This is a genomic window from Amazonocrinis nigriterrae CENA67 (assembly GCF_016056305.1).
Lineage (GTDB): Bacteria > Cyanobacteriota > Cyanobacteriia > Cyanobacteriales > Nostocaceae > Amazonocrinis > Amazonocrinis nigriterrae.
Map to the genome: position 1 here is coordinate 163,524 of NZ_JAECZC010000055.1, position 22,376 is coordinate 185,899.

Here is a 22,376-nt window from a genome sequence, read left to right on the forward strand (position 1 = left end):
ACATGATAAATATGACTTTAGCATGACTTTAGCTAAGTTAGTCTGCTAAGGCATGTAAAAAATGAATAAAATACTTGTATAAGCTCTAAAAGTCTGAAAAAACAAGTAAAATAAAGTTAGTTATGAATGGTTAGTAGATTTATATCCCTCAGATCACCATGAATTTTGAAGAAACACGCAAGGTTGTAGAGGCAGCAATTCAGGAACATGAACACAGACACCTGACTGATGTCGAATTAACCATACTTCGAGGCTCTTGGGAGGGTCAGACTTATGATGAAATGGCAAAAAGCTCCATGTATGAGGCTAGTTACCTCAAGGGAGATGCTGGGCACAAGTTCTGGAAGTTACTAACAGAGGTGTTAGGAGAACCGGTAAGTAAAAGGAATTTTCGCGCAGTAGTGGAGCGATCGCAATTCTCCCACAAAGTCGCTACGTCGGTGCGATCGCTAAACCTGACTTATACCATGAAATATGTGCAGCATCCCCGCCTTGAAACCTTGTGTCAACAGGAAATTTTACAGCCTGGTTCCTTGCTGAAAATCAAAGCACCTCCGAAAATGGGTAAAACTCTGCATTTGTCCATGCTGATTAATTATGCAGAAAAAGTTCAAGGTTACAGAGCAGTTGATTTGAAATTGCGGTTAGCAGAGAAAGCAGATTTTGAAAACTTAGATAAATTCTTGCGGTGGTTTTGTAGCAGTATTACTCAGATGCTTAACCAGGAACTAGATCACAAAATAGATGAGCATTGGAATCAGCAACTTGGTAACAGCAAACTGAAATGCATGAAATATTTTGAAGATTATCTATTGAATGAAAATGAGCCTCCCTTAGTCTTAGGCTTGGATGATGTAGACCGGGTTTTTCAAAATCCCGAAATTGCTGGAGACTTTTTTAATATGCTGCGAAGCTGGCATGAAAAGGCTAGAACTCGTGAGATTTGGGGAAGGTTTCGTTTAATAGTAACTTATACAGAATACACTTTATTAGATATCACTAACTCACCATTTTACAATGTTGGCGAAGAAATAGAGTTACCAGAATTGAGTGCAGACCAGATAAAAGATTTGGCAAATATGTATGAGCTTGATTGGAATGATGATCAAGTTAATCTGTTAATGAACATGGTAGGAGGGCATCCATATTTAGTAAGGGAAGCTATTGAGCATGTTCAACGTTGGGGTATGCAGTTGGAAGAAATTTTAAAAATCGCACCTACAGAAGCAGGAATCTATAGTGAATTTCTACAAGAAAATCTCTGGAATTTACAGCAAAATTTAGTCAAGTATCCAGAAATGAATCAAGCACTAAAACAGTTAGTGACAGTAAATAGTCCAGTGAAATTAGAGTCAAATTTAGCTTCAAAATTATATGAAATCGGATTAGTAAAACGTCAAGGCAATGATGTAGAACCACGTTGTCAGTTATATCGTCTGTATTTTCAAGAACGTCTGAAAGATACACAATGAACTTACAAGCAAACTCACCTTTCAACTATAAAGTAGGAGGAAGTCTACGATTTGATGCCCCCTGCTATGTATCACGGCTAGCTGACGAAGAACTCTATAAAGCTTTAAAATCTGGCGAGTTTTGTTATGTGCTAAACTCGCGGCAAATGGGCAAGTCTAGCTTGCTTGTGCAAACGATGCATCGTTTACAAAAAGAAGGCTTTATTTGTGCAGTTATAGATATTTCGGATATTGGTAGTCAGTCAGGGACAACGGCGAATGAATGGTATGTGGGTTTTGTCGATTTGCTATGTAGAGATTTTCAGCTGTCAATTCAATCTAATAACTTATCAGCTTGGTGGAACTCACATCAGCACCTTTCTCCTGTGCAACGGTTAAGTAACTTTATCGAAGATGTACTCTTAACAGAGGTTTCCCAAAACATTTTCATATTTATTGATGAAATTGATAGCTTGCTGACATTAGATTTCAAAGATGATTTTTTTGCTTTGTTACGTTCTTGCTATAACAAACGTGCTAACAATCCCAAATACACACGCCTCACCCTTGCACTTTTTGGAGTAGCAACACCACCCGATTTAATTGAAGATAAAACTAAGTCACCGTTTAATATTGGTCGAGCAATTGAATTACATGGTTTTTCTCTAGAAGAAGTAATACCTTTAGCTTTGGGAATAGCTGGAAAAGTCAAAAACCTCAATGCTGCATTCAAAGAAATTTTAAATTGGACGGGTGGTCAACCTTTCCTCACCCAAAAGCTATGTAAACTGATAGCAACTTCATCATCTACTATTCCCCAAAGCAGTGAAGCTGAGTATATTGAGAATCTGGTGCACTCATCTGTGATTGAAAATTGGGAAACTCAAGATGCACCCCAACATTTAAAAACAATCCGCGATCGCATTTTAGGAAGTAAGGGTAGAACACTTCGTTTATTATCGCTGTATGAGCAAATCTTGCAACAGGGAAAAATTGCCGCTGATGATAGTTCCGAACAGATAGAGTTGCGACTATCAGGGTTGGTGGTAAAACAGGACAAGTACTTAAGAGTTTATAACCCTATTTATCAACAGGTTTTTAACCAAACTTGGGTTGATAAAGAACTAACAAAATTGCGTCCTCACTTTTACGCTGAATCTTTAAAAGCTTGGTTAGATTCTAATCGTCAAAATTCCCAACTGTTAGAAGGGCAAGAACTGCAAAAAGCCCTCGAATGGGCAGCAGACAAAAGCTTAGGCGATCAAGATTATCAGTTTTTAAGCGCTAGCCAACAATTAGATCGAAAAATAACTCAAAAAGATAAAGAAAAAGCTATACAAATTGCATTATCTGAAGAGATACGAACAAAGCAATGGAAATGGGCTGCTGCGGTAGCGGTGGTTGCTGTTGTGACTGCTACTGTTGCGTGGTGGAATCAGTCCAAATCTTGCCCAATTGGTCAAGCTTGGCTGAACGGCACCTGTTCACCTATAGTTAGCAGTGGAGAAAGTAACCTGTTTCGTTCAGGTAATTATTATTTAATTAATGGGGTTGAGGCTTTCAATAAAGGCGAATATTCTCAAGCGATTAAATTATTTGAAAAAGCTGTAAAAAGTGCGCCTAATGACCCAGAACCGCTAATTTACCTCAACAATGCCAAAGCCCGTCAAAGAAAACACTTTACATTAGCAGTTGTAGCACCGGTAGACAATAGCCCCAACGATGCTAAAGAAGTTTTGCGAGGTGTGGCGGATGCACAAACTCAATTTAACAACCAGGGAGATTTAAATAATCAATTACTAGAGATTGTAATTGCTAACGATGGAAACGACCGAAAAGTAGCAAGAGAAAAAGCTGCTCGTTTGGTTGCTGATAATCAAGCAATTTTAGGCGTAATTGGTCATAATTCTAGTGAGGCCAGTTCCGACGTGTTACCTATATACGAAAAAGCTGGTTTGGCTATGATTTCTCCTACTAGCACCAGTACTGAATTAAAAAGTCCGGTTTTCTTTCGGACGGTTCCGTCTACTAAGTTAGTAGCTAAAAAGTTAGCTGAGTATACCAAAAACACTTTGGGTTTAGACAAAGTGGTGGTTTTATTTGAAGATTCTGAAAAAAGTGTCTACAGCAGAATAGCGAAAAAACAATTTCAGGAAGAGTTCAACAAACGAGGGGGAAACATTGTCAGAACTGTTAATATTAAAGACCCTAATCTTAACGCCGAAGCTGAAATTAAACGCATTGTAAATCAAGATAAAGTACGTGCTGTTATTTTATTACCAGGTGTACCAACAAATTCTGTTGCTATATCTATTGCTAGAGCAAATGCTGAACTACCCAAAGAGCAAAGATTGCAGCTGTTAGGCGGTGGTGCTTTGTATAGTGTTAACACTTTAATACAGGGTGGTTCTGATATTGAGGGCTTAATTTTAGCTATACCTTGGTTTGACGATGGAACTTCTTTATATGCGAAAGAAGCAGCACAAAGATGGAAAGGAAAAATTAACTGGCGCACAGCTAACGCCTATGATGCAGCGCAAGCTTTAATTAAGGTGTTATCTAAAAATGCTACACGGGAAACGGTTCTTAGGAATCTAAAACAAGTGAATCTTGCACCAAATGAAACTTCAGGAGGCGGACTTCATTTTTCAACAACGGGTGAGCCTGTTAATAGAGAATATCGCCTTGTTCGGGTTGGTAGAAATAGGCCTTATCCTCCTGGTTCTGAGTATGGTTTTCAGTTGCTTGAAGAGGAAAAAGTTAAATAATTGGTTGTTGCCTAACTTTGTGTCTTCGTGTCTTTGTGGTAAAAAATCTGAAACCACGAAGACACAAAGGCACAAAGTATTTTAATTTAATGTTGCTGTTTGTGCTACACTTTGAATCATTTCTTCTAACGTTCGCAGTAATTCTTGTTCGTTGTAAGGTTTAGAAAAATAGGCGCTTGCACCTAATTGCATTGCTAGTTGCCGATGTTTATTACTGCTGCGAGAGGTAAGCATGGCGACTGGAATATTTTTAATATTAACGTTGGAGTTAATACGACCTAAGAAGCCATAACCATCAAGGCGTGGCATTTCAATATCGCAAATCACTGCTTGGACTTTCAAACCATTTTCAAGTTTTTCTAAAGCATCTTGACCGTCTTTGGCTTGTTCTACTTGATACCCGCCTTTTTCCAAAGTCAAAGCTAGGAAACGGCGCACATTTATGGAATCATCGACAATCAAAATTGTGCCTTTTTCTTTAGCTGGAGTTGGAGGAACTTTTTCAGGATTCAAAAACAGGAATGGTGTCTTCAATCTTGCTGATGGTAATTGATTATTTCTAGGAGTACGCTGATTACTAGCAATCCAATACAGCAATTCATTGATATTAACTAATGCTACAACTCGTCCATCACCCAAAATTGTGCAGTTGTTGAAACCTTCAGGTAAAGGTATATTTCCTTCGACTTGGCGAATAGCAACTTCTTGTTCACCCCAACAACGGTCTACTTGTATGGCTACTGGTTGATTATTACCTTTAACTATTAACACACTGCTAGCATTAATGGCTGGCGGTGTTTCTAATTCTGGATTATCGTGGCGTGGACAATTAAATTCAAAGTAGCGACCAAGGCGAATTAATGGTAGCATTGTGCCTTGCCAATTCAGGACTTCACTACCTGACATAGGAAAAATTCGGTCGTTTTGCAATAAAAATATTTCGGAAATTACATCTGTAGGAAATGCCAATAGCATTCTATTGCTTTCGACCAGCAAGACTCTTGCCACAGAAAGGGTAAAGGGTACTGATAATGTAAAGGTAGTGCCAATTCCCGGTTCGGTATCAACTTTAATATCTCCTCGAACCAATTTCAAGTTATTACGAACTACATCCATTCCCACACCGCGACCAGATAAGGCGGTTACTTGGTCGGAAGTGCTAAACCCAGGTTCAAAAATTAATGACAAAAGTTCTTCATCAGTTGCACTCTCAACTAAAGCAGCATCTAATTTCATAGCTATGGCGCGAGAGCGAATTTTCTCTATAGAAATTCCTTGGCCATCATCACGTATAGTAATAATTGTGCGATTTCCACGGTGGCTAGCTTTAATTTCAATCAATCCTTGTTCTGGTTTACCTAAAGCTTGGCGAGTGGCAGAATCTTCGATACCATGATCAAAAGCATTCCTTAATAGATGCATTAAAGGGTCGTTTAAAGCTTCTAAAATGCTGCGTTCAATTAAAGTGTTGCCACCTTCAATTTTTAACTGCACATTTTTGCCATGCTCTACATTTAAATCGCGCAAAGCTCTGGGGAAACGCTCAACTAAATCAGACAATGGCCGCATCCTGATATTAGTCAGCTTTGTCTGCAATTGTTTTGATGTTTTGCTAAGTTTGCGAGCAATTTGATCTGTATCATCAACACTTAATTGTATATCTGTGGAAACTTCTTGTACTTGCACAATGGTTTCCATAACTTCCTGCGATCGCAAATTCAAGTCGTTATAGCGATCCATTTCTAAACCATCAAACTCTGTGGCTATACCTTGTGTTTGATAAGTCTCATCAGCGAGCGATCGCCCACTATTAGATATGGCATTTTTTGTGGCAACTCTATCACATTCTATCCGCAATTCTTGGTTTTCGCGGTCGAGAAGTTGCACTCTCTGGCTCAAATGTCGCACAAGTTTGCGTAATTTTTCTATTTGTGAATTTAGCCCATTACGTTGGACAATCAGTTCACCAAACAAATCATTAATTTGCTCAAGTTGCTTACTGGGAACCCGAACAGTATTTTCTTGAGTCTCCCGCTCTTTCCCAACACCAACTAACTCTGTTTTCTGTTCGATAAATTTAAAATCTATTGTGGGAATTTCCCTAGCAACTAATGTTTTTTGCTCTGCTTCATCAGGAAGTTCTATATCTAAAGATTCTGTATTTGCCAGATTGATTTCAGAGAACACTTTTGTATTTGTGGCAAAAGTTGCGACTTCATGCAACTCAATCTTTGTAGGTAGACTATCACGTTGATTTGTCAACACCAAAGCTTGCGATCGCCGCCATGCTTGTAAGGCTAACCGCGCAATTTCCGGGACACGTTCAGGTTCCGGTGCTTCTATGTGTTGCTTGATTGACTCACAAAGTTGGGTAAAAGCCGTTAATTGCAGCATTTCGCCCAAACCGCCTAATTCAGCTGCCATGATGGCAACTTCTTCTTGCAAACATGGTTGTTGACTATCTGACAACACCGATTCTAAACGCTGCAAACATCCTTCTACTTCCGTTTCAAATAGCAAAGGGATGATATCTTGCCCGTCTTCCGGCGATAGCATAGTTGTAGCATCTTCTGGAGTGGGTTCACCCAAGTGATCGCGCAATTCATCAAAAACGGGATAACAAAAGCTCACTAGCCACTGTTCTTCTATGGCATTTCCTTCTGTTAAAAGTTGCACAATCTGACGTAACCAATCAACTCCAGAAAGTAGTAAACTTTGCAATTCCGTATCAAATTCCAGAGAATTTTTTCGGGTTTTTAAGACTTTTAAACAGTCTTCTAAACGGTGAGCTAAATCACTTAATGTCTTAAATCCCATCATCGCCGCCCCACCCTTAATAGAATGAGCAGATCGCAGTGCAGCATTAATTTTATCTAAATCAATGCGGTTATGAGAATCGATTTCCAACAATACTCCTTCCAAAGTATTGAGGTAATCTGTAGCCTCTTCCAAAAACTGCCTCTGGATTTCTAATTCTTTATTTTGTGACATGGTATTTTTGATTTGTCAGTGGTCAGTTGTCAGTGGTCAGTGGTCAGTTGTCAGTTGTCAGTTGTCAGTTGTCAGTTGTCAGTTGTCAGTGGTAAGTTGTCAGAACAAGTAACTATTAATTATCAACTACTCTCTTCCTGGTCTAAGATTACCTATATTGATTAACTCTTCTCTCTGTGTCACGGACACTTTCCTCAACGGGGGGGAACCCCCGCACGGAAGTGTCCTCCTCTGCGCCTCTGCGGTTACAAATAATTATTCTTCTAGCAGCAAGTCACGAACAACTAACAACTAACTAACTTTAAAAGTCTCAACAGTCTCTTGTAATTGGTGTGAAATCTCAACAGTTGTTTGCAGAGATTGGGAAACTTGGCGTGAAGAATCGCTGGTACGTTGTGATATAGCGGCGATATCTTTCATCAATTGGCTAACAGTTTGTGATGTTTCTACTTGAGATACCGTTGCAGTGGAAATCGATTGTATTAACAAGTCAATTTGATGCGATACATCCAAAATTTGACTCAAACTTTGCTTAGCCTCTTCCACAATTCGAGCGCCATCTACTACTTGAATTGTGCCGATTTCCATCGCCTGCACAACTTCGCTGGTTTCCCGTTGGATATTTTCCACAATTTCTTCAATTTCTTGAGTTGCTGCGGCGCTACGGGCTGCTAATTCGCCTACTTCTTCTGCAACTACAGCAAAACCTTGTCCTTCTTCACCAGCACGCGCTGCTTCAATGCTGGCGTTGATGGCGAGTAAGTTGGTTTGCATGGCGATTTGGTTAATCAAGGACACCACACGCGATATTTGTTGGGTAGATTCTCCCAGACGTTTGACTTTCTTGGCAGTTTCACCAACGGTTTCTCTTAAAGAAAGGATGTTTTGCACTGTCAAATCCATTGCTTGACCGCTTTTGGTAGCATTGTCAGCAGCATGGTTGGCAACTTTTGCAGCTTGTTGGGCACTGGCAGCTACAGCTTGCATAGAATGGGTCATTTTGTCAACAGCATCTAGGGTGCGGTTGATTTCAGCAGCTTGGATGAGTGCTTCCTCTGCTAGTTGGCTAATGGCTGTTTCGTTAGAACCAATTGCGCCATTTACCTGAGTAGCAGCTTGTTTAACTTGGGTGACAATATCTCGCAGATTTTCCACGATGGAGTTGAAAAAGTCAGCAACAGTGCCGATTTCCCCAGTGGTTACGTCTGCACGCACTGTTAAATCTCCTCTAGCTGCGCCTTCTACGTTGTTGAGTAGTTCTAAAAGTTGTTGTTGCAGTTCTGGAGAGACTTGTTGTTCTGTCACCAAGCTTGGCAATTGCGTAGTGTGGTTAATATTTGTATTCAATACTCCTAACTCATCTGCTTTTTGTGTCTCCACTAGAGTTGCATTGAGAATTGGTTGTGTGATAACCTTGGCTATCCAAGTGGCGATCGCTCCTACAATTACTGCTATAAATATTGTGGTGATGGCGATTGTCCACAACAATTGTCTTTGAGGTGCAAAAGCAATTGCTGTATCTGTGGATAAAAGTATTTGCCAGTTTAAATTGGGTAAACCTTCGAGTTTTGTTGATGGAATGTAGCTAACTAATTCTTGCTTTTTATGAATTTTTTGAACTGTTGTAAAAGTCTCGATTTTCTTAGCTGTCAATACTTGAGCTAAACCGGGATATTCTGCTTTTGCATCTTTCCCCATGAATTCTTTTTGTGGAGTCAGGAAAACTTTTCCTGAATCATCGAGTAAATGATATTGTTGTCCTTTGCCTGTGTAGTTTTGAATCGCCTCTCCTAAAGATGTGACAGGCACACTTGCTTTCACTACAGCGATGGTATTGCCTGTGTTACTATCTTTAACTGGTGCAGATATATCAATACTCACGACATTAGTCTTATTTGATTTTTCCGGCTTACTAATAACAGCTGCATCTTTTTGCAGAGTTTCTTGAAAATAACTGCGGTCTTTTTGATTATCCAGAGGTTCACCGTTAGATTGAACAATCAAGTTACCTTGGAGATCCAAGACGGCAATGCTGTTATAAGCTTTGTAAGATTCCACAAGGCGATTTAGCACAGCTTGCTTTTCTTCATCGCTGGTTCTAGCGATAATTTTGGTATTTGCCAAAAATGGCAGATTTGCCAGTACTTGAATATCTCTATATCTTCCCAAGATAAAGCGGTTGACTGTGTTAGTTAAGTCAATAGCTGCGGCTTGTTGAGATTGAGTAATTTGTTGAGTAATGAATTTATTCATCAAGCTATAAGCGATCGCTCCTATGCCCAATGTTGGTATAGTGCTGATAGCGATCGCTAAAATTGTGGCTTTTTTACTAAAGCTGAGCCGCTGCCAGTAAGCAATTGCTCGCTTCCAGACAGAACCATCAGCTGTTGCAATATCAGGCTGACTTGATAGCTCTATTGTACTATCAGTAACTTGTGGGGGTGAAATGAAATCTGCTCGATTTTGAGCATCACTACTCTTAGCCATGTCAGTTTTATTAAACATAATATAATTCTCCTGAATAGGTAAATGAGAACACTAAAAAATGGTATTTTAATAGCACCTATTCATTACGGAGAATAGAAGAATCTACAATAGCTTGTGCATCTAAAACCAGCAAGGTTTCTTCTTGTTGCACAACACACCCACGTAAATAAGGCACTAAACTGGATGCCACTTGTCCTACAGGAGAACGAATATCATCAGGCATGAATTTAGTTGTTCCTTTTATCTCTTGCACAACTAAGCCTAAGAGCAGTGATTCTACTTTGATCACAATCGCATTGTATTGCCATAATCTATGATCTAAGGCTTCTAAATTCAGTAACCTAGGCAGGTCAATCGCCCAAATTATCCGACTGCGCCAATTCATTAATCCCAAGATGCAGGCAGGCATATTTGGCATTGAAGTTACAGCTTCAATAGGAAAAATCACCGCTTCTTGCGTGTGCTTCATTGATAAAACAGCTGTCGTCTGTTGATTTAGCTGGAATTTGAGATAACCATCTAATAAGTTATTTTTTGTTTTTTTAGCAGTCAGTATCATTTGAGTATTATTCATTGATTTAAAACACCACTGATTTAATAGCGCGTAAGAGTTGCTCCCGTGTATATGGCTTAGTTATATAGACATCAGCACCTTGTTTCATTGCCCACAAGCGGTCAATTTCTAAATTTTTAGAACTACAAATTACTATTGGTAGTTTTTGAGTTGCCGGATTTTTTTTCAGAGAGCGACATAACTCAAATCCACTCATCCCCGGCATAACTACATCAGTAACAATTGCATCTGGCTCTTGTAATAAAGCTTTTTCTAAAGCTTCTTTAGCACCACTAGCTTTAATGACGTTGTAACCACTTTCTTTCAGATAATGGCTCATGAGTTCCAATTCGCTGGGCGAATCTTCTACAATTAAAATTGTGCCAACCAAGGTAATACTCACTCGTAAACCTCCTATTTTTTTTAGATAACTGCCTGAATTTATGACCTGAATATGACAAAATTAACCGATATGCTTAAACACTATTTTTAGCAAATCTGATTGTGTAAAAGGCTTGGTTAAATATCCCGATGCTCTGACAAGTTTGGCTTTTGCTCTGTCGATAAAGCCTGTCCTCCCAGTCACCATAATGATTGGGATATTCTTAAAAGCTGAATGCTTACGTAATAAAGAACATAGTTCGTATCCATCTAAATTAGGCATTTCAACGTCTAGCAAAATTAGGTCTGGTTTGCTGCGGATAATTTGCATTAAAGCTTTGACTGGATCATTAATTGTAACTACTGAGAATGGATTTCCTTCTAAAAAAAGGTTGATAGAATTCAACACTGTTTGGCTATCATCAATACAGGCAATTGTATAGAGACTTTTTTGCACAACTGATGAAGCAGTTGTTGTATTTCTATTTTCAGGAGGTTCTTGATTTTTTTGCCTTGGTAATTGTTGCCCATTTGGCAATAGTGACTGAGATTGAGGTAATTTAGCTGTGGGCAAAACTTGAGAATTCCCCGCAGCATGAACTGGTGACTGAATATTTGATCTCTGTCGTAACTGCCTTTGACAATATTCGACTAATAACCGTAAGTCCAAATAACAGAACTTTGGCAATTCATCCCAGGAACTATCAGAATAAAATTCATAGTTTCCTTCTTTGAGTACCAAAAAAGACTCTAAGACTTCTTTAGCCAGTCCTTCTATGAGTTTTGCCGCTTGCGTATGGTTGAGATATTCCTGATTGACTAACCAACAAATCCCTTGATAATCTGCGTATGGTATTGACTGATTTTCACTTTTTGGTTCAAATATCAGCCGCATCTGTACGCGAGTGGCGCTGTTAAGAGTCGGAATTTTTTGACTCAACTGTCGCAAGTGATTATCAAGCCGCTCAAATTCTTGATTTGAGTAGGAAGCATAAGTTAGTTTACCTTCTTCTAAATTAATTGACCAAAAACCCGCCCCACTAAATACGCGTAAGCACCCTGTAGCATTACGACTAGTTAATTGTGCCAACAGAGATAGCGGATGTAGTTTATGGCCCAACCGGTAGCTATCTGTAGGAGTTGTACTCATTTTGCCTTTACTTCAGCTAAATTTAATACGTGTAAGCTAAATTTGGACATCAGCCTTGCCACAATTCCCATCAAAATATTAATGAACAGTTTTTTGTAATATCAAATACAAGAGCTTCAATCACAACTTGTGGATCAACTCAACAGCAGCAAAGATATTTTGAGATTGTCAAAACCCCATAAATTGTAAGTTATTGTTAATTTACTTACTTATTTGTACTGAGATAGATCGACATCTCTAGAGAATAAGTCAACAAAAAGTAAAGACTAAATAAAGCCACGTAACTTTAAGTGATACTCGCTGAAATACTACAGTTAAGTTACCAAAATCTAACTAATTTTTTCTCAGTATTAACACTTAAAAACAATCTGGCTCGCTCAAATCTCATGGAATGTGACGATTTATTAAGTAAAATTTCTGAAAGTTAATATAAAGTAAGCATGAAAATTACCTCAGCTTTTATTAGTGGAATTCTCTATATAATTCCCACTTCACCGATTATTATTAATGCAGCCAGTTGAAATTCAACAGTTATAGCCAAGTGCTGAGGAGCCACTGCGGTCTTGGGGTCTCCCCCTTCGGGTTCGTGAGTTCGCCATCGACGCAAAGCGCCAAGACGGCGACTCACTCACCAAGTGGAGCATGTGGCGTTGCTGAGTGCTTGAGGAGCCACTGCGGTGAGGCAGCCCCCATCTTGGCGGTTTCCGTCGTTAGCGCAGCGTTAGCGAGTCTTTGAGCGTCTGGGGGACTGCCCCATACCCCATTCCTTATGCCCAAAAACTCCATCCCCTTTTGAAGTGAAGTTTTTTATTCGATCTATTTAGGGAGGGCAAGAGTTGCCGTTGGAACCCTTGCCCTCTTTACTGTAATGATTATTATCAAACTGTATATTTTATTTCTGGAAGTTCCTTAGCTCAAGAATTTGCCAACACAATCTTTGAGTCGTCGGAGGAAGCTTGACTAACCATCCCTGAATATTCCCCGTTATAGTTGGTAAATTCAGACGCTGCTCTGCGAATATTAGACAGACGAATTTGCCAATCGGAGACCTGCTCGTAGGTAAGGTGATGAGTCTTGGAAGTAGTAGTCCACACCCCCCAAAGACAGGTGTCTTCAAACTGTAGCAGTCCTGACTTGCGTAAATTAAAGGCTTGCGGAGTTCCGGGCAAGGGAATAATGCTGTAGCACGAAGTCTGAAATTCCAGCTGAGGGTTAATCTCTACCAGTTCATCCACGAGTTCTGAGATCGCTTCCTCAAGACGTAACAAGTCATCATTGTCATCGTCGGGTAGCCCGATAATGATGCCATAAGCAATGACAGGTACACCAGTTCTGACTACAGATTTCATCAACGTACAATGCTCTTGCCACGGCAGGAGCTTCTTGTAGGCTTCTCGTCCAAAAACGGGACGTTCGGCAGGGATATAAGCCAAAGGACAACCGACTTTGCCATCCCAGCCAAACAGTGCTTCAATCAGTTCTTCGTCAGGTCTGAGGTCAGTGCTTTCGTAGTTCCGCCCACTTCCCAAAGTTGTTTTCCTCAGTTCTAAACCATTCGGCCACATCAGAGTTATTCCCATCTCCCGCGCACCATTGGTAATTTCGAGGATCTCTTGTCGTCCCTCCGGAAAGAGTCCACGGGCGAGGAATTGATCGGAACCGATATTGATCGAACGGGCCCCCGCTTCTTTCTGGATAGCCAACCATTTGAGGGCTGTTTCTGGGGACATTCTCCGAAAGCCAGTGCCGTAGGTGGGTGTCATGCAAAAATCGCAGGTGCGATCGCAACCAATATCAGCCACCAGTGAACCTACTGGCACAAATCCCTGGACATTGGGGAGTGTCCCTAAACAGTCCTGCGCCACTTCCACCGAGGGTAGGGCCCAATCCTCTGGACTTTTGGCTTTATTCTTTCTGGGATATTGTTTGCCGTCTGCGAGAATCACACCCGTAAGTTCTTCCCGTGGAGTTTTTCCCAGTACATAGTCGAAAATTGCCCAATTTGCTGCCCCGGATTTATCCTGAACAACTGCTGTTGCGCCAGCTTTCAAGTAGTGGTGCGGTTCAGCGAAAGCATCCGATCCGCCAACGACAATGGGACGACCTCCCTTAGCCAGATGCTCGATTATCATACAAGTGACTTGACGGTCTTGGGAGAAATTAACTGTAACTCCCCAAGCATCGAATGCGTGGGGATCGAGGGCGGAAATTTTGCCCCCAACGTAAGTTTTCCGCAGGGTCATCCCTTTCCAGGAAACTTCCCCAAATTCTTCACTATAGTTATCATCTCTGAGGTTGACCAATCGGGCATCAAATCCTCCTGCTTGCAAGTCAGGGATCAAAACTTGCTTACTGATTAAGGAACGATGTCTATATAAAGAAGTCCAATTTTTGCCTTCTGCATCGTATAGTCCTGTTGCTGGAACTTCAATCAGTCCAATTGTTGGAGACTCTTTAACTACCATAGTTGAGGGTGCGTCATGTGCGATAAAAGTAGGGGCTTTTCGAGCCGTCCCAATTGCAATTCTTTGGCTTTAGGACAAGTCGGTTAGCCAATCTTCTATAAATTCAGAGAGTAGCAGAAAAATATAACAAACATATGAAATGAGACAAATCTCCACTTCTCTTAATTATTCTCATACCAACAATGTTTTGCTATGCCACTTCCTGTCTTCAATCATTGCTCACAAGTTAATGCTGTTTGCCAGATATCAAGGAGCTTTGATAATAAGCTTGAAATAAACATTGTTCAGTGCCTCACTCTTGTTCAGGTAAAAGCGCAACGATTCTCTTCGTGCTTGGTTTTGGCTATCGTCTAACAATGCCTAAATCTTTATTTGCAGTAGTATAAAAATACTTAATTGGATCAGAAGCGGGATTTTTTTTAATGAACAACAGAAAAATGATAAAGACAATAGTAAATTATATCAAATATATGCTTCGCATATAAATATAGTTCATCAGCTACGGCATCTCTTAAATCTACCAATACACTGTAAAATAACCAATTCCCTTAAATCTGCAATTCAATACCCTTGATAGAACCGATCGATAAATAACTTAAACCTAAGAGTCTTTTTACAGCATGAAAAGCATCAGAAATTGGCAATATTTTGCAGTATAAATCAGCACTATATATAATGGAAAAACAGTAGGTTCAAGCACTCTCGTTAAATAAGAATGCTACATCTTGCCTGAACGAATCTCAATGAGACGTAAAGTTGTAGGGGCGTACAGCTGTACGCCCCGGAGAGTCGATTTATGTGTTGCAAATATTTTTGGAAATGGTATGAGGACAGTGTTGATTGTTCAAAGCCTTGAATAAACTGGCTTTTTACTTAGCAACGCCACATACACGGCTGTCGCCAAAGCGCGATCGCACAGTGGCTCCACCTTGGGGGAAGCCGCACCAAGCGTCTACAACACGATCGCACTTTGCTATATCAAACTGTCTTTTTGAGCATAGCTATCCGTTGCCTACTTCCAACTCTCTGTTTCAAGCTAGTAGTCAAAAAAAAGTTTCAAGACTATGCAGTACTTTGCTAGTGCTTGAAACTTATTACTATTTTATGTTTACACGTTCATGCGGATGAAAGGACTTGAACCTTCACTCCTCTCGGAACTAGAACCTAAATCTAGCGCGTCTGCCAATTCCGCCACATCCGCATTAGCTTATTATCCTAACATAACTAATTATGTACGGCAAGAGGCAATTGGAAAGAAACCTAATGCCCCATGCCCAATTCCCAATTACATGACTGCAACACGAGGCAGACGATGCTTGAACCCGCAGAGAATTTCCCATGAAATGGTGTTGAGTTTTTCTGCCCAGTCATTAGCTGAAATTTGCTCGTTTCCCTGTTGACCAAGTAAGGTGACTACTTCCCCTTCTTGTAAATCACCAAAGGCACTCACATCCAGCATCAACTGATCCATTGTAATTGTGCCGATTTGTTGCACTCGTTGACCGCGAATTAGTACCTCCATATTGTTAGAAAGATTACGCGGTACACCATCAGCGTAACCAATTCCCACAACGGCGAGGCGTATTTCATGAGGGGCGATGAATTGATGACCGTAGCTGACGCCAGTTCCAGCGGCAATTGTTTTCACTTGGGTAACTCGCGCCTTGAGTTGTAAAACTGGCTTGAGGTCAATGACATTTTGTAAATGAGTCGCTGGATAGAGTCCGTAAACTGCTAAACCGACTCGTACAATGTCATAGTGCAATGCTGAATCTGCAAGAGTGGCGGCTGAGTTTGCCAAGTGCAAGCAGGGGATTTTAATTCCCATGGCTTTGATTTGGGCGATCGCTTCTGAAAATCTTCTATGCTGTTCTTGCATGACTGTAGCATCAGGACTATCTGCTGTTGCTAGGTGAGAATAAATACTCTTCATTTCAAGATGAGGCAACCGTTGCACTAACTGCACAAATTCAGCTGCTTGCTGCCAATTAGTACCTAAGCGAGACATTCCCGTGTCTAATTTGATGTGTACGGGAATAGGGGAATCATGTTTGATAGATTCTAAAATATTAGAAAAAATTAAGGCATGTTTGGGGCTACACAAAGTTGGCTGTAATTTCCATTGAGCGATCGCATGAATTTGTTCTATTGTATGAGTCGCCCCCAAAATCAAAATTGGAGCATTAATGCCTGCTTCCCGTAATTGAATACCCTCTGGAACTGTAGCAACTCCCAGCCAACTAGCTCCCGATTCTAATGCTGTTTGGGCAACTGTTACTGCTCCGTGCCCATAAGCATCAGCTTTTACCACTGCCATCAATTGAGTACGTGGTGACAAAAACTGCACCAGTTGTTTGACGTTGTACGATAAAGCCTCTAGATCAATTTCCACCCAAGCACGTTGTGAGAACCACGCGTAGGTATCGCACTCTTGATTAGAATCAACACTAGGTCTTGGCTTACGACTTAACATTTTTACTCCCTCCTATCACACCACTGCTTTTGCTTGTAAGTTATTTATTATGCTTATTTATAGACCTACAAGCCACATAGCGAGTTAATCTGGAAGTTTAGCGTTGATTTGCGAATTGATACAAGATGCTTAAGTGTTAGTTGTCAGTTGTCAGTTGTCAGTGGTTAGTTACTGAATATTTATTCTTACTTATTGTCTCCCCATTCCCCATGCCCAATGCCCAATTCCCAATGCCCTGTAACTAAACATTAATTTTTAAATTATTCCGGAAGTATAATTTATTCTCATCTTCCAAGAAGAGTATATTTGTGTTAATATATGTAAAACTAATACCTTGAGCGTTAATCAATGGGGAAGGTTTTAGTCCTGAACGCCTCTTACGAACCGCTCAATATCACGAGCTGGCGTCGGGCTGCGGTTTTATTAATTAAAGGCAAAGCAGAACGCGTTGAACACAACGGTAAATTTCTTTATTCTGATTTCCCGTTGCCAACCGTTATTCGATTGCGTCATTACGTGCGCGTTCCCTACAAGGAGATGCCTCTCACTCGCCGCAATATACTGCACCGTGACGGTCATACATGTCAATACTGCGGTTATATAGGTGATGAGTTGACGTTAGACCATGTAATACCGCGATCGCGCGGTGGGGGCGATACTTGGGAAAACATTGTGACTGCTTGTGTACGTTGCAATGTCAAAAAAGGCAATCGCACACCCCACGAAGCACACATGCCTCTACGTCATGCCCCTCGCCAACCTTATAGCAGCCTATATTTTGAGGTTAGCAAGCATCTGAAGAATGGACTACACCAAGAGTGGCAAAAATATGTTATAGGTCTTTAGCATTGGGCTAAGTAACTGAATTAAGATGGCAGAGTAGTTGTCATCACTTTTGGTGCTGCGATTGTGTCTTAGCCATAGACCTGTATGCATCTGGTGTCAGTTGAGTCTGGGTGCAAACAAACTTTGTTGACTGGATGGGCCCATATGAAGTGCTGATACAGCAAAGTGCGCTCGTGCTGAGTTCTGAGTCAGAAGCCAGTTGTTCATTGGCTTTGAGCAATTAACATTGTCCTAAGCTATGCGACTAGGCTATACATCTTGTTGGGGATTCTCTGCGATCGCCTGCTAAAGTCATTTGCAAATATTTAGCTTTCGATTATACCTTGTAATTTTGCAAAAGCGCTGATACACTCTAAAGTTTGTTTTTGTAGTTTGGTAATCATCTCGCTACCAGCAATAGGCTTTCGCTTCGAGGTCAGAATTGAGAAGACAGGAAAGATTGTTATTCTGCCTCCTAGCTCGTACTTGAAGTTTGCTGAGAATCGCAATCTAAGTGTCTTTGTAGTTCAAAATACAAATAATTATTAATTATCTATCCTCGGCAACATTTAGAACTAATAACCACACATATAGTTAAATTCAAGTATTAACTAATACTCAATAGTTATTACTGAGTAGAGGAGATAGGGGGATGAGGGAAATAACCACTAACTCCTGTATGGGCAGATTTACTGGGTATATATTGCTACTAACTGCATTTCGCGGTATACCCGCCCCTACAACTCCTACCTCCTGCCTCCTACTTGTACTCCTTTAAGATGAAATTTAAGCAACCAAAGGTCTTTGTTTTGAGCCACTTGTATCCACTCAGGTGTAACTTAGCATATTTCTCATAGATTCCATTGATAAAAAAATAGACCCACATATGTATCCACAAGATTCTATCTTTTTGCGAAGATCATAATGTGCGGCTAAATCAGTACAGTGCTGGTTTTAAGATTTCTTAACAAATTAACGACGCCTCACACTCAACAAAAACGTTTGCTATGCAATTGAATTCTTCTTTTAAGCAGTCTGAGAAATTGTCATTGAAGACAGAACCACACCCTGAAGATGGTGAGATAGATAAAGAAGCGGTTGAAGTGCCATTTACCAGGCCATCCTTGCCACCATCCACAGGAGATTCAGTAACTTTTTATACAAATCAGCGAAGCAATTCTTTGGCTTTTCAGAAGTCTGAAGAACTGCAAAAAACCCTGTTAGCGCACCAACATGAGCGTCATCTGATAATTCTGCAAGATTTTCCTGATCCTGATGCTCTCTCTTCTGCTTGGACTTACCAGTTAATTGCCCAGCAATACGATATTAAATGTGAAATTATTTATGCTGGTACTTTAAGCCACCAAGAAAATATTGCCCTGGTCAAGCTGACAAACTTACCAGCTCAGCGTTGGACACAGCAAACCTTGAAAAGCAAGGATTTATCATCTTATCAAGGTTTTGTCTTAATTGATAATCAAGGAACAACAAGTCAGCTACTATCTTGTATACAGCACGCAAATATACCGCTGATAGCAGTCATAGATCATCACAGCTTACAGGCGGAACTCAAGTCAGAGTTTGTAGATGTCCGTCCTTATGTGCGAGCAACTGCAACGATTTTTACACAGTATTTACAGGTGGGGTTACTGACCTTAGATAGCAGCATCGCTCAACATGTTAAATGTGCTACAGCTTTAATGCACGGCTTGCGATCGGATACTAATCGGCTGATGCAAGCCCAAGAAGAAGACTTTATGGCAGCTGCATATCTGAGCCGATTTTATGATGCCCAGCTGCTGAATGCGATTTTACAGGCAAATCGTTCCAAGCGGGTGATGGATGTGATCGAGCGATCGCTAAAAAATCGCATCGTCCAAAATAACTTTTCCATTGCTGGTGTTGGTTACTTACGCTACGACGACCGCGACGCCATCCCCCAAGCGGCAGATTTCTTGGTTACTGAAGAAAACGTCCACACCGCAGTAGTTTACGGTATCGTTCACGATGAAGATGATGAATTAGAAGTAGTCATCGGTTCCTTGAGAACTACAAAACTCACCCTCGACCCTGATGAATTCATCAAAGAAGCCTTTGGGCAAGATAGCACAGGGCGATTTTTTGGTGGTGGACGCACCAGTGCAGGCGGCTTTGAAATTCCCATGGGTTTCTTATCAGGTAGTAATGAAAATTCTGCCTATGCAAAAATGAAATGGGAAGTTTTCGATACTCAAATTAAGCAAAAGCTGCTGAGGTTAGTTAATCCTAAAGATAACCCGATTCAGTCAGAGTAAAACAGAGCAAAGGGGCGGAAGGTAAGTTATAGTAAATCTTTTCGCTTTGCCTTTGCTCTCTTTTCTAAATGCCCTTCATACCAACATTTCAATCTTGCTCAGGAGGAAGATTGTGCAGTCTAGAGAACTCCAAATGTTACAAACTTTGTACGAGCAAGATTATTATGCTTGGGTAAAGCAAACCGCAGAGCTTTTACAATCACATCAGTGGGAAGCGCTGGATTTAGACAACTTAATTGAGGAAGTAGTGGACTTGGGTAAAAGTCAACAGCGGGCTTTGCAAAGTGCATTGCGGTTAGTGTTATCACATTTGTTGAAGTGGAAATATCAACCCGAACGTCGTACCCAAAGTTGGCAAGTAACCATTACCCGTGAGCGACTAAATATAGATGAATTACTGCAAGAAAGTCCAAGCTTGCGCCGTTTTTTAGATGATGCACAGTGGATTAATAGTACTTATCAAAGAGCGCGGCGAGAGGCTATGGTGGAAACTGGTTTGTTAGAAGAAAATTTTGCGATCGCCTGCCCTTTTTCTGTCGATGAAATTTTAGACTTAGACTTTTATCCTCACGCTGACAAATAGCTGTAAGGTTATCTACGCTACGCGGTGTTCTTGAAGCAGTAAACTGTTTGCAAAATCTAAACCTAAGTAAATCTTAAGTAGTAGCGTGTCACGACTAAAGTTGTGCATAAATTTCTTCTAATATCTCTGTGTTCTCTGCGCCTCTGCGGTTCGTTAATCCACCATTTTAGCCTTGACACGACACTACAATAATTTTAGTTTTACTAAGTGATGGATAGCGTTCTAATATTGTGTTAAAGCAGCTGAATTTAGTACTCAGGACTCTAGTGTGGAACTGTATCTAATTCGTCATGGCATCGCCGAAGAAAAGCAACCTGGTCTGAAAGATGAACAGCGAAATCTCACCAAAGAAGGGCGACAAAAAACTGAAAAAGTTGCTCATCGGCTGGAAAAACTGGGTTTGCAATTTGATTTGATTCTCACCAGTCCCTTAGTACGCGCCCGCCAAACGGCTGAAATTCTCATCGCAGCCGGAGTCAGTTCCCAGTTAGAGGAATCAACTCACCTTGCCCCTGATGGACAAATTTCCAGTTGGCTGCTTAACTGGTTAGAACCGAGAAATTATTCCCCAAATACCCAGCTTGCCTTGGTGGGACACGAACCTTGTTTGAGCAGTTGGGCAGAAATTTTGCTTTGGGGGGAAGTCAAAGCCAGCCTAGTCTTGAAAAAAGCAGGTATGATTGGGATAAAACTACCAGAAATAGGGTCTGCTGTGGGTCGTAGTCAGATGTTCTGGATGACACCACCCAAGTACCTGCTGTAACAGTTTTTCAACCTTTCTCTAAGGATTGTTGTTAGATCGGCTACTGTTATGGCGAAAATCATTTTCTGGTAAATTAGCTAGTCGGATATTTCACAAAGCAAATGGTGTTGCCATGATGGTGTGCGAATACAAGCCTGGTTTAGAAGGCATTCCCGCCGCCCAATCGAGTATCAGTTATGTAGATGGGCAAAAGGGAATACTAGAGTATCGTGGCATCCGGATTGAGGAATTAGCAGCAAAAAGTACATTTTTGGAAACTGCTTATCTCTTAATCTGGGGTGAACTGCCAAGTAAAGAAGAACTAAAAGCGTTTGAAGATGAAGTTCGCCACCACAGGCGGATAAAGTACCGCATTCGGGACATGATGAAATCCTTTCCTGAAAGTGGTCACCCAATGGATGCTTTGCAAGCTTCTGCTGCGGCTTTGGGTTTGTTCTATTCTCTGCGTGACTTACACAACCCTGTTTACATTCGGGATTCTGTAGTGCGCTTGATAGCAACCATTCCCACAATGGTGGCTGCATTTCAGTTGATGCGGAAGGGTAATGATCCGGTGCGGCCTCGTGATGACTTAGACTACGCCGCAAACTTTTTGTACATGCTGAATGAGAAAGAACCCGATCCTTTGGCGGCAAAAATTTTCGACATTTGCTTGATACTTCATGTCGAACATACAATGAATGCCTCTACCTTTAGTGCCAGGGTAACGGCTTCTACCTTAACTGACCCCTACGCCGTGGTTGCTAGTGCTGTAGGCACCTTGGGAGGGCCGCTGCATGGTGGAGCCAATGAAGAAGTAATTCAGATGTTGGAAGACATCGGCTCAGTAGAAAATGTCCGTCCCTACGTTGAGGATCTTCTGCAACGTAAAGCCAAAATTATGGGCTTTGGGCATCGCGTTTACAAAGTCAAAGACCCACGAGCCACCATTTTACAAAACTTAGCAGAACAGTTGTTTGCCAAGTTTGGGGCAGATAAATATTATGACATTGCCCAAGAGATGGAAAGAGTAGTCGAAGAAAAACTTGGCAGCAAAGGGATTTATCCCAATGTTGACTTTTATTCAGGTTTGGTGTATAGGAAAATGGGAATTCCCACAGACTTGTTTACACCAATATTTGCGATCGCTCGCGTTGCCGGTTGGCTAGCCCATTGGAAAGAGCAGCTAGCAGAAAACCGGATTTTCCGTCCC

Annotated in this window: 14 protein-coding genes and 1 tRNA gene; 7 read left to right on the forward strand and 8 right to left on the reverse strand. The window is 40.9% G+C overall.

What is annotated here, in order from left to right; translation table 11 throughout:
* Nucleotides 1–158 precede the first annotated feature (158 nt).
* Both I8748_RS23055 and I8748_RS23060 read left to right on the forward strand, forming a co-directional pair.
* Nucleotides 159–1,472, forward strand: a complete 1,314-nt coding sequence (locus tag I8748_RS23055) for an AAA-like domain-containing protein (RefSeq protein ID WP_198126866.1) — start codon at nt 159–161, stop codon at nt 1,470–1,472.
* Entirely contained in the window at nt 1,469–4,219 is a 2,751-nt protein-coding gene (locus tag I8748_RS23060; protein ID WP_198126867.1) for an AAA-like domain-containing protein, read from the forward strand. Before I8748_RS23055 ends, I8748_RS23060 begins: the two co-directional genes overlap by 4 nt.
* A gap of 81 nt (nt 4,220–4,300) precedes the next feature.
* On the opposite strand, the gene I8748_RS23065 is transcribed toward I8748_RS23060, so the two are convergent.
* From I8748_RS23065 to alr, 8 genes are all read right to left on the reverse strand, one after another.
* Entirely contained in the window at nt 4,301–7,210 is a 2,910-nt protein-coding gene (locus tag I8748_RS23065; protein WP_198126868.1) for a hybrid sensor histidine kinase/response regulator, read from the reverse strand.
* A 291-nt stretch (nt 7,211–7,501) separates the two neighbouring features.
* Entirely contained in the window at nt 7,502–9,715 is a 2,214-nt protein-coding gene (locus tag I8748_RS23070; RefSeq protein WP_198126869.1) for a methyl-accepting chemotaxis protein, read from the reverse strand.
* A 58-nt stretch (nt 9,716–9,773) separates the two neighbouring features.
* The gene (locus tag I8748_RS23075) at nt 9,774–10,271 is read right to left on the reverse strand and encodes a chemotaxis protein CheW (protein ID WP_198126870.1); all 498 of its coding nucleotides are present in this window, start codon (nt 10,269–10,271) and stop codon (nt 9,774–9,776) included.
* Between the two features lie 4 nt (nt 10,272–10,275).
* Nucleotides 10,276–10,653, reverse strand: a complete 378-nt coding sequence (locus I8748_RS23080; protein ID WP_198126871.1) for a response regulator — start codon at nt 10,651–10,653, stop codon at nt 10,276–10,278.
* Between the two features lie 60 nt (nt 10,654–10,713).
* Nucleotides 10,714–11,781, reverse strand: coding sequence for a response regulator (locus I8748_RS23085; protein WP_198126872.1), 1,068 nt, complete (start codon nt 11,779–11,781; stop codon nt 10,714–10,716).
* A gap of 914 nt (nt 11,782–12,695) precedes the next feature.
* Nucleotides 12,696–14,246 (reverse strand): radical SAM protein, encoded by a 1,551-nt coding sequence (locus tag I8748_RS23090; RefSeq protein ID WP_198126873.1) that lies wholly within the window; start codon nt 14,244–14,246, stop codon nt 12,696–12,698.
* Between the two features lie 1,119 nt (nt 14,247–15,365).
* Nucleotides 15,366–15,447 (reverse strand) — tRNA-Leu (locus I8748_RS23095).
* A gap of 84 nt (nt 15,448–15,531) precedes the next feature.
* Nucleotides 15,532–16,719, reverse strand: a complete 1,188-nt coding sequence (gene alr, locus I8748_RS23100) for an alanine racemase (RefSeq protein ID WP_198126874.1) — start codon at nt 16,717–16,719, stop codon at nt 15,532–15,534.
* A 348-nt stretch (nt 16,720–17,067) separates the two neighbouring features.
* On the opposite strand from alr, the gene I8748_RS23105 reads away from it, so the two are divergent.
* From I8748_RS23105 to I8748_RS23125, 5 genes are all read left to right on the forward strand, one after another.
* A complete protein-coding gene (locus tag I8748_RS23105; protein ID WP_198126875.1) occupies nt 17,068–17,565 on the forward strand; it encodes an HNH endonuclease in 498 nt (165 codons plus the stop codon).
* Between the two features lie 986 nt (nt 17,566–18,551).
* A complete protein-coding gene (locus I8748_RS23110) occupies nt 18,552–19,838 on the forward strand; it encodes a DHH family phosphoesterase (RefSeq protein ID WP_198126876.1) in 1,287 nt (428 codons plus the stop codon).
* 112 nt (nt 19,839–19,950) lie between these two features.
* Entirely contained in the window at nt 19,951–20,421 is a 471-nt protein-coding gene (locus I8748_RS23115; RefSeq protein ID WP_198126877.1) for a DUF29 domain-containing protein, read from the forward strand.
* 268 nt (nt 20,422–20,689) lie between these two features.
* Nucleotides 20,690–21,184 (forward strand): phosphohistidine phosphatase SixA, encoded by a 495-nt coding sequence (sixA, locus tag I8748_RS23120; protein WP_198126878.1) that lies wholly within the window; start codon nt 20,690–20,692, stop codon nt 21,182–21,184.
* 112 nt (nt 21,185–21,296) lie between these two features.
* A partial coding sequence (locus tag I8748_RS23125) for a citrate synthase (RefSeq protein WP_198126958.1) occupies nt 21,297–22,376 on the forward strand: 1,080 nt, incomplete at its 3' end.

Coding starts and splice junctions, on each gene's coding strand:
- I8748_RS23055 (WP_198126866.1), top strand. CDS start 159: ATGAATTTTGAAGAAACACGCAAGGTTGTAGAGGCAGCAATTCAGGAA.
- I8748_RS23060 (WP_198126867.1), top strand. CDS start 1,469: ATGAACTTACAAGCAAACTCACCTTTCAACTATAAAGTAGGAGGAAGT.
- I8748_RS23065 (WP_198126868.1), bottom strand. CDS start 7,210: ATGTCACAAAATAAAGAATTAGAAATCCAGAGGCAGTTTTTGGAAGAG.
- I8748_RS23070 (WP_198126869.1), bottom strand. CDS start 9,715: ATGTTTAATAAAACTGACATGGCTAAGAGTAGTGATGCTCAAAATCGA.
- I8748_RS23075 (WP_198126870.1), bottom strand. CDS start 10,271: ATGAATAATACTCAAATGATACTGACTGCTAAAAAAACAAAAAATAAC.
- I8748_RS23085 (WP_198126872.1), bottom strand. CDS start 11,781: ATGAGTACAACTCCTACAGATAGCTACCGGTTGGGCCATAAACTACAT.
- I8748_RS23090 (WP_198126873.1), bottom strand. CDS start 14,246: ATGGTAGTTAAAGAGTCTCCAACAATTGGACTGATTGAAGTTCCAGCA.
- alr (WP_198126874.1), bottom strand. CDS start 16,719: ATGTTAAGTCGTAAGCCAAGACCTAGTGTTGATTCTAATCAAGAGTGC.
- I8748_RS23105 (WP_198126875.1), top strand. CDS start 17,068: ATGGGGAAGGTTTTAGTCCTGAACGCCTCTTACGAACCGCTCAATATC.
- I8748_RS23110 (WP_198126876.1), top strand. CDS start 18,552: ATGCAATTGAATTCTTCTTTTAAGCAGTCTGAGAAATTGTCATTGAAG.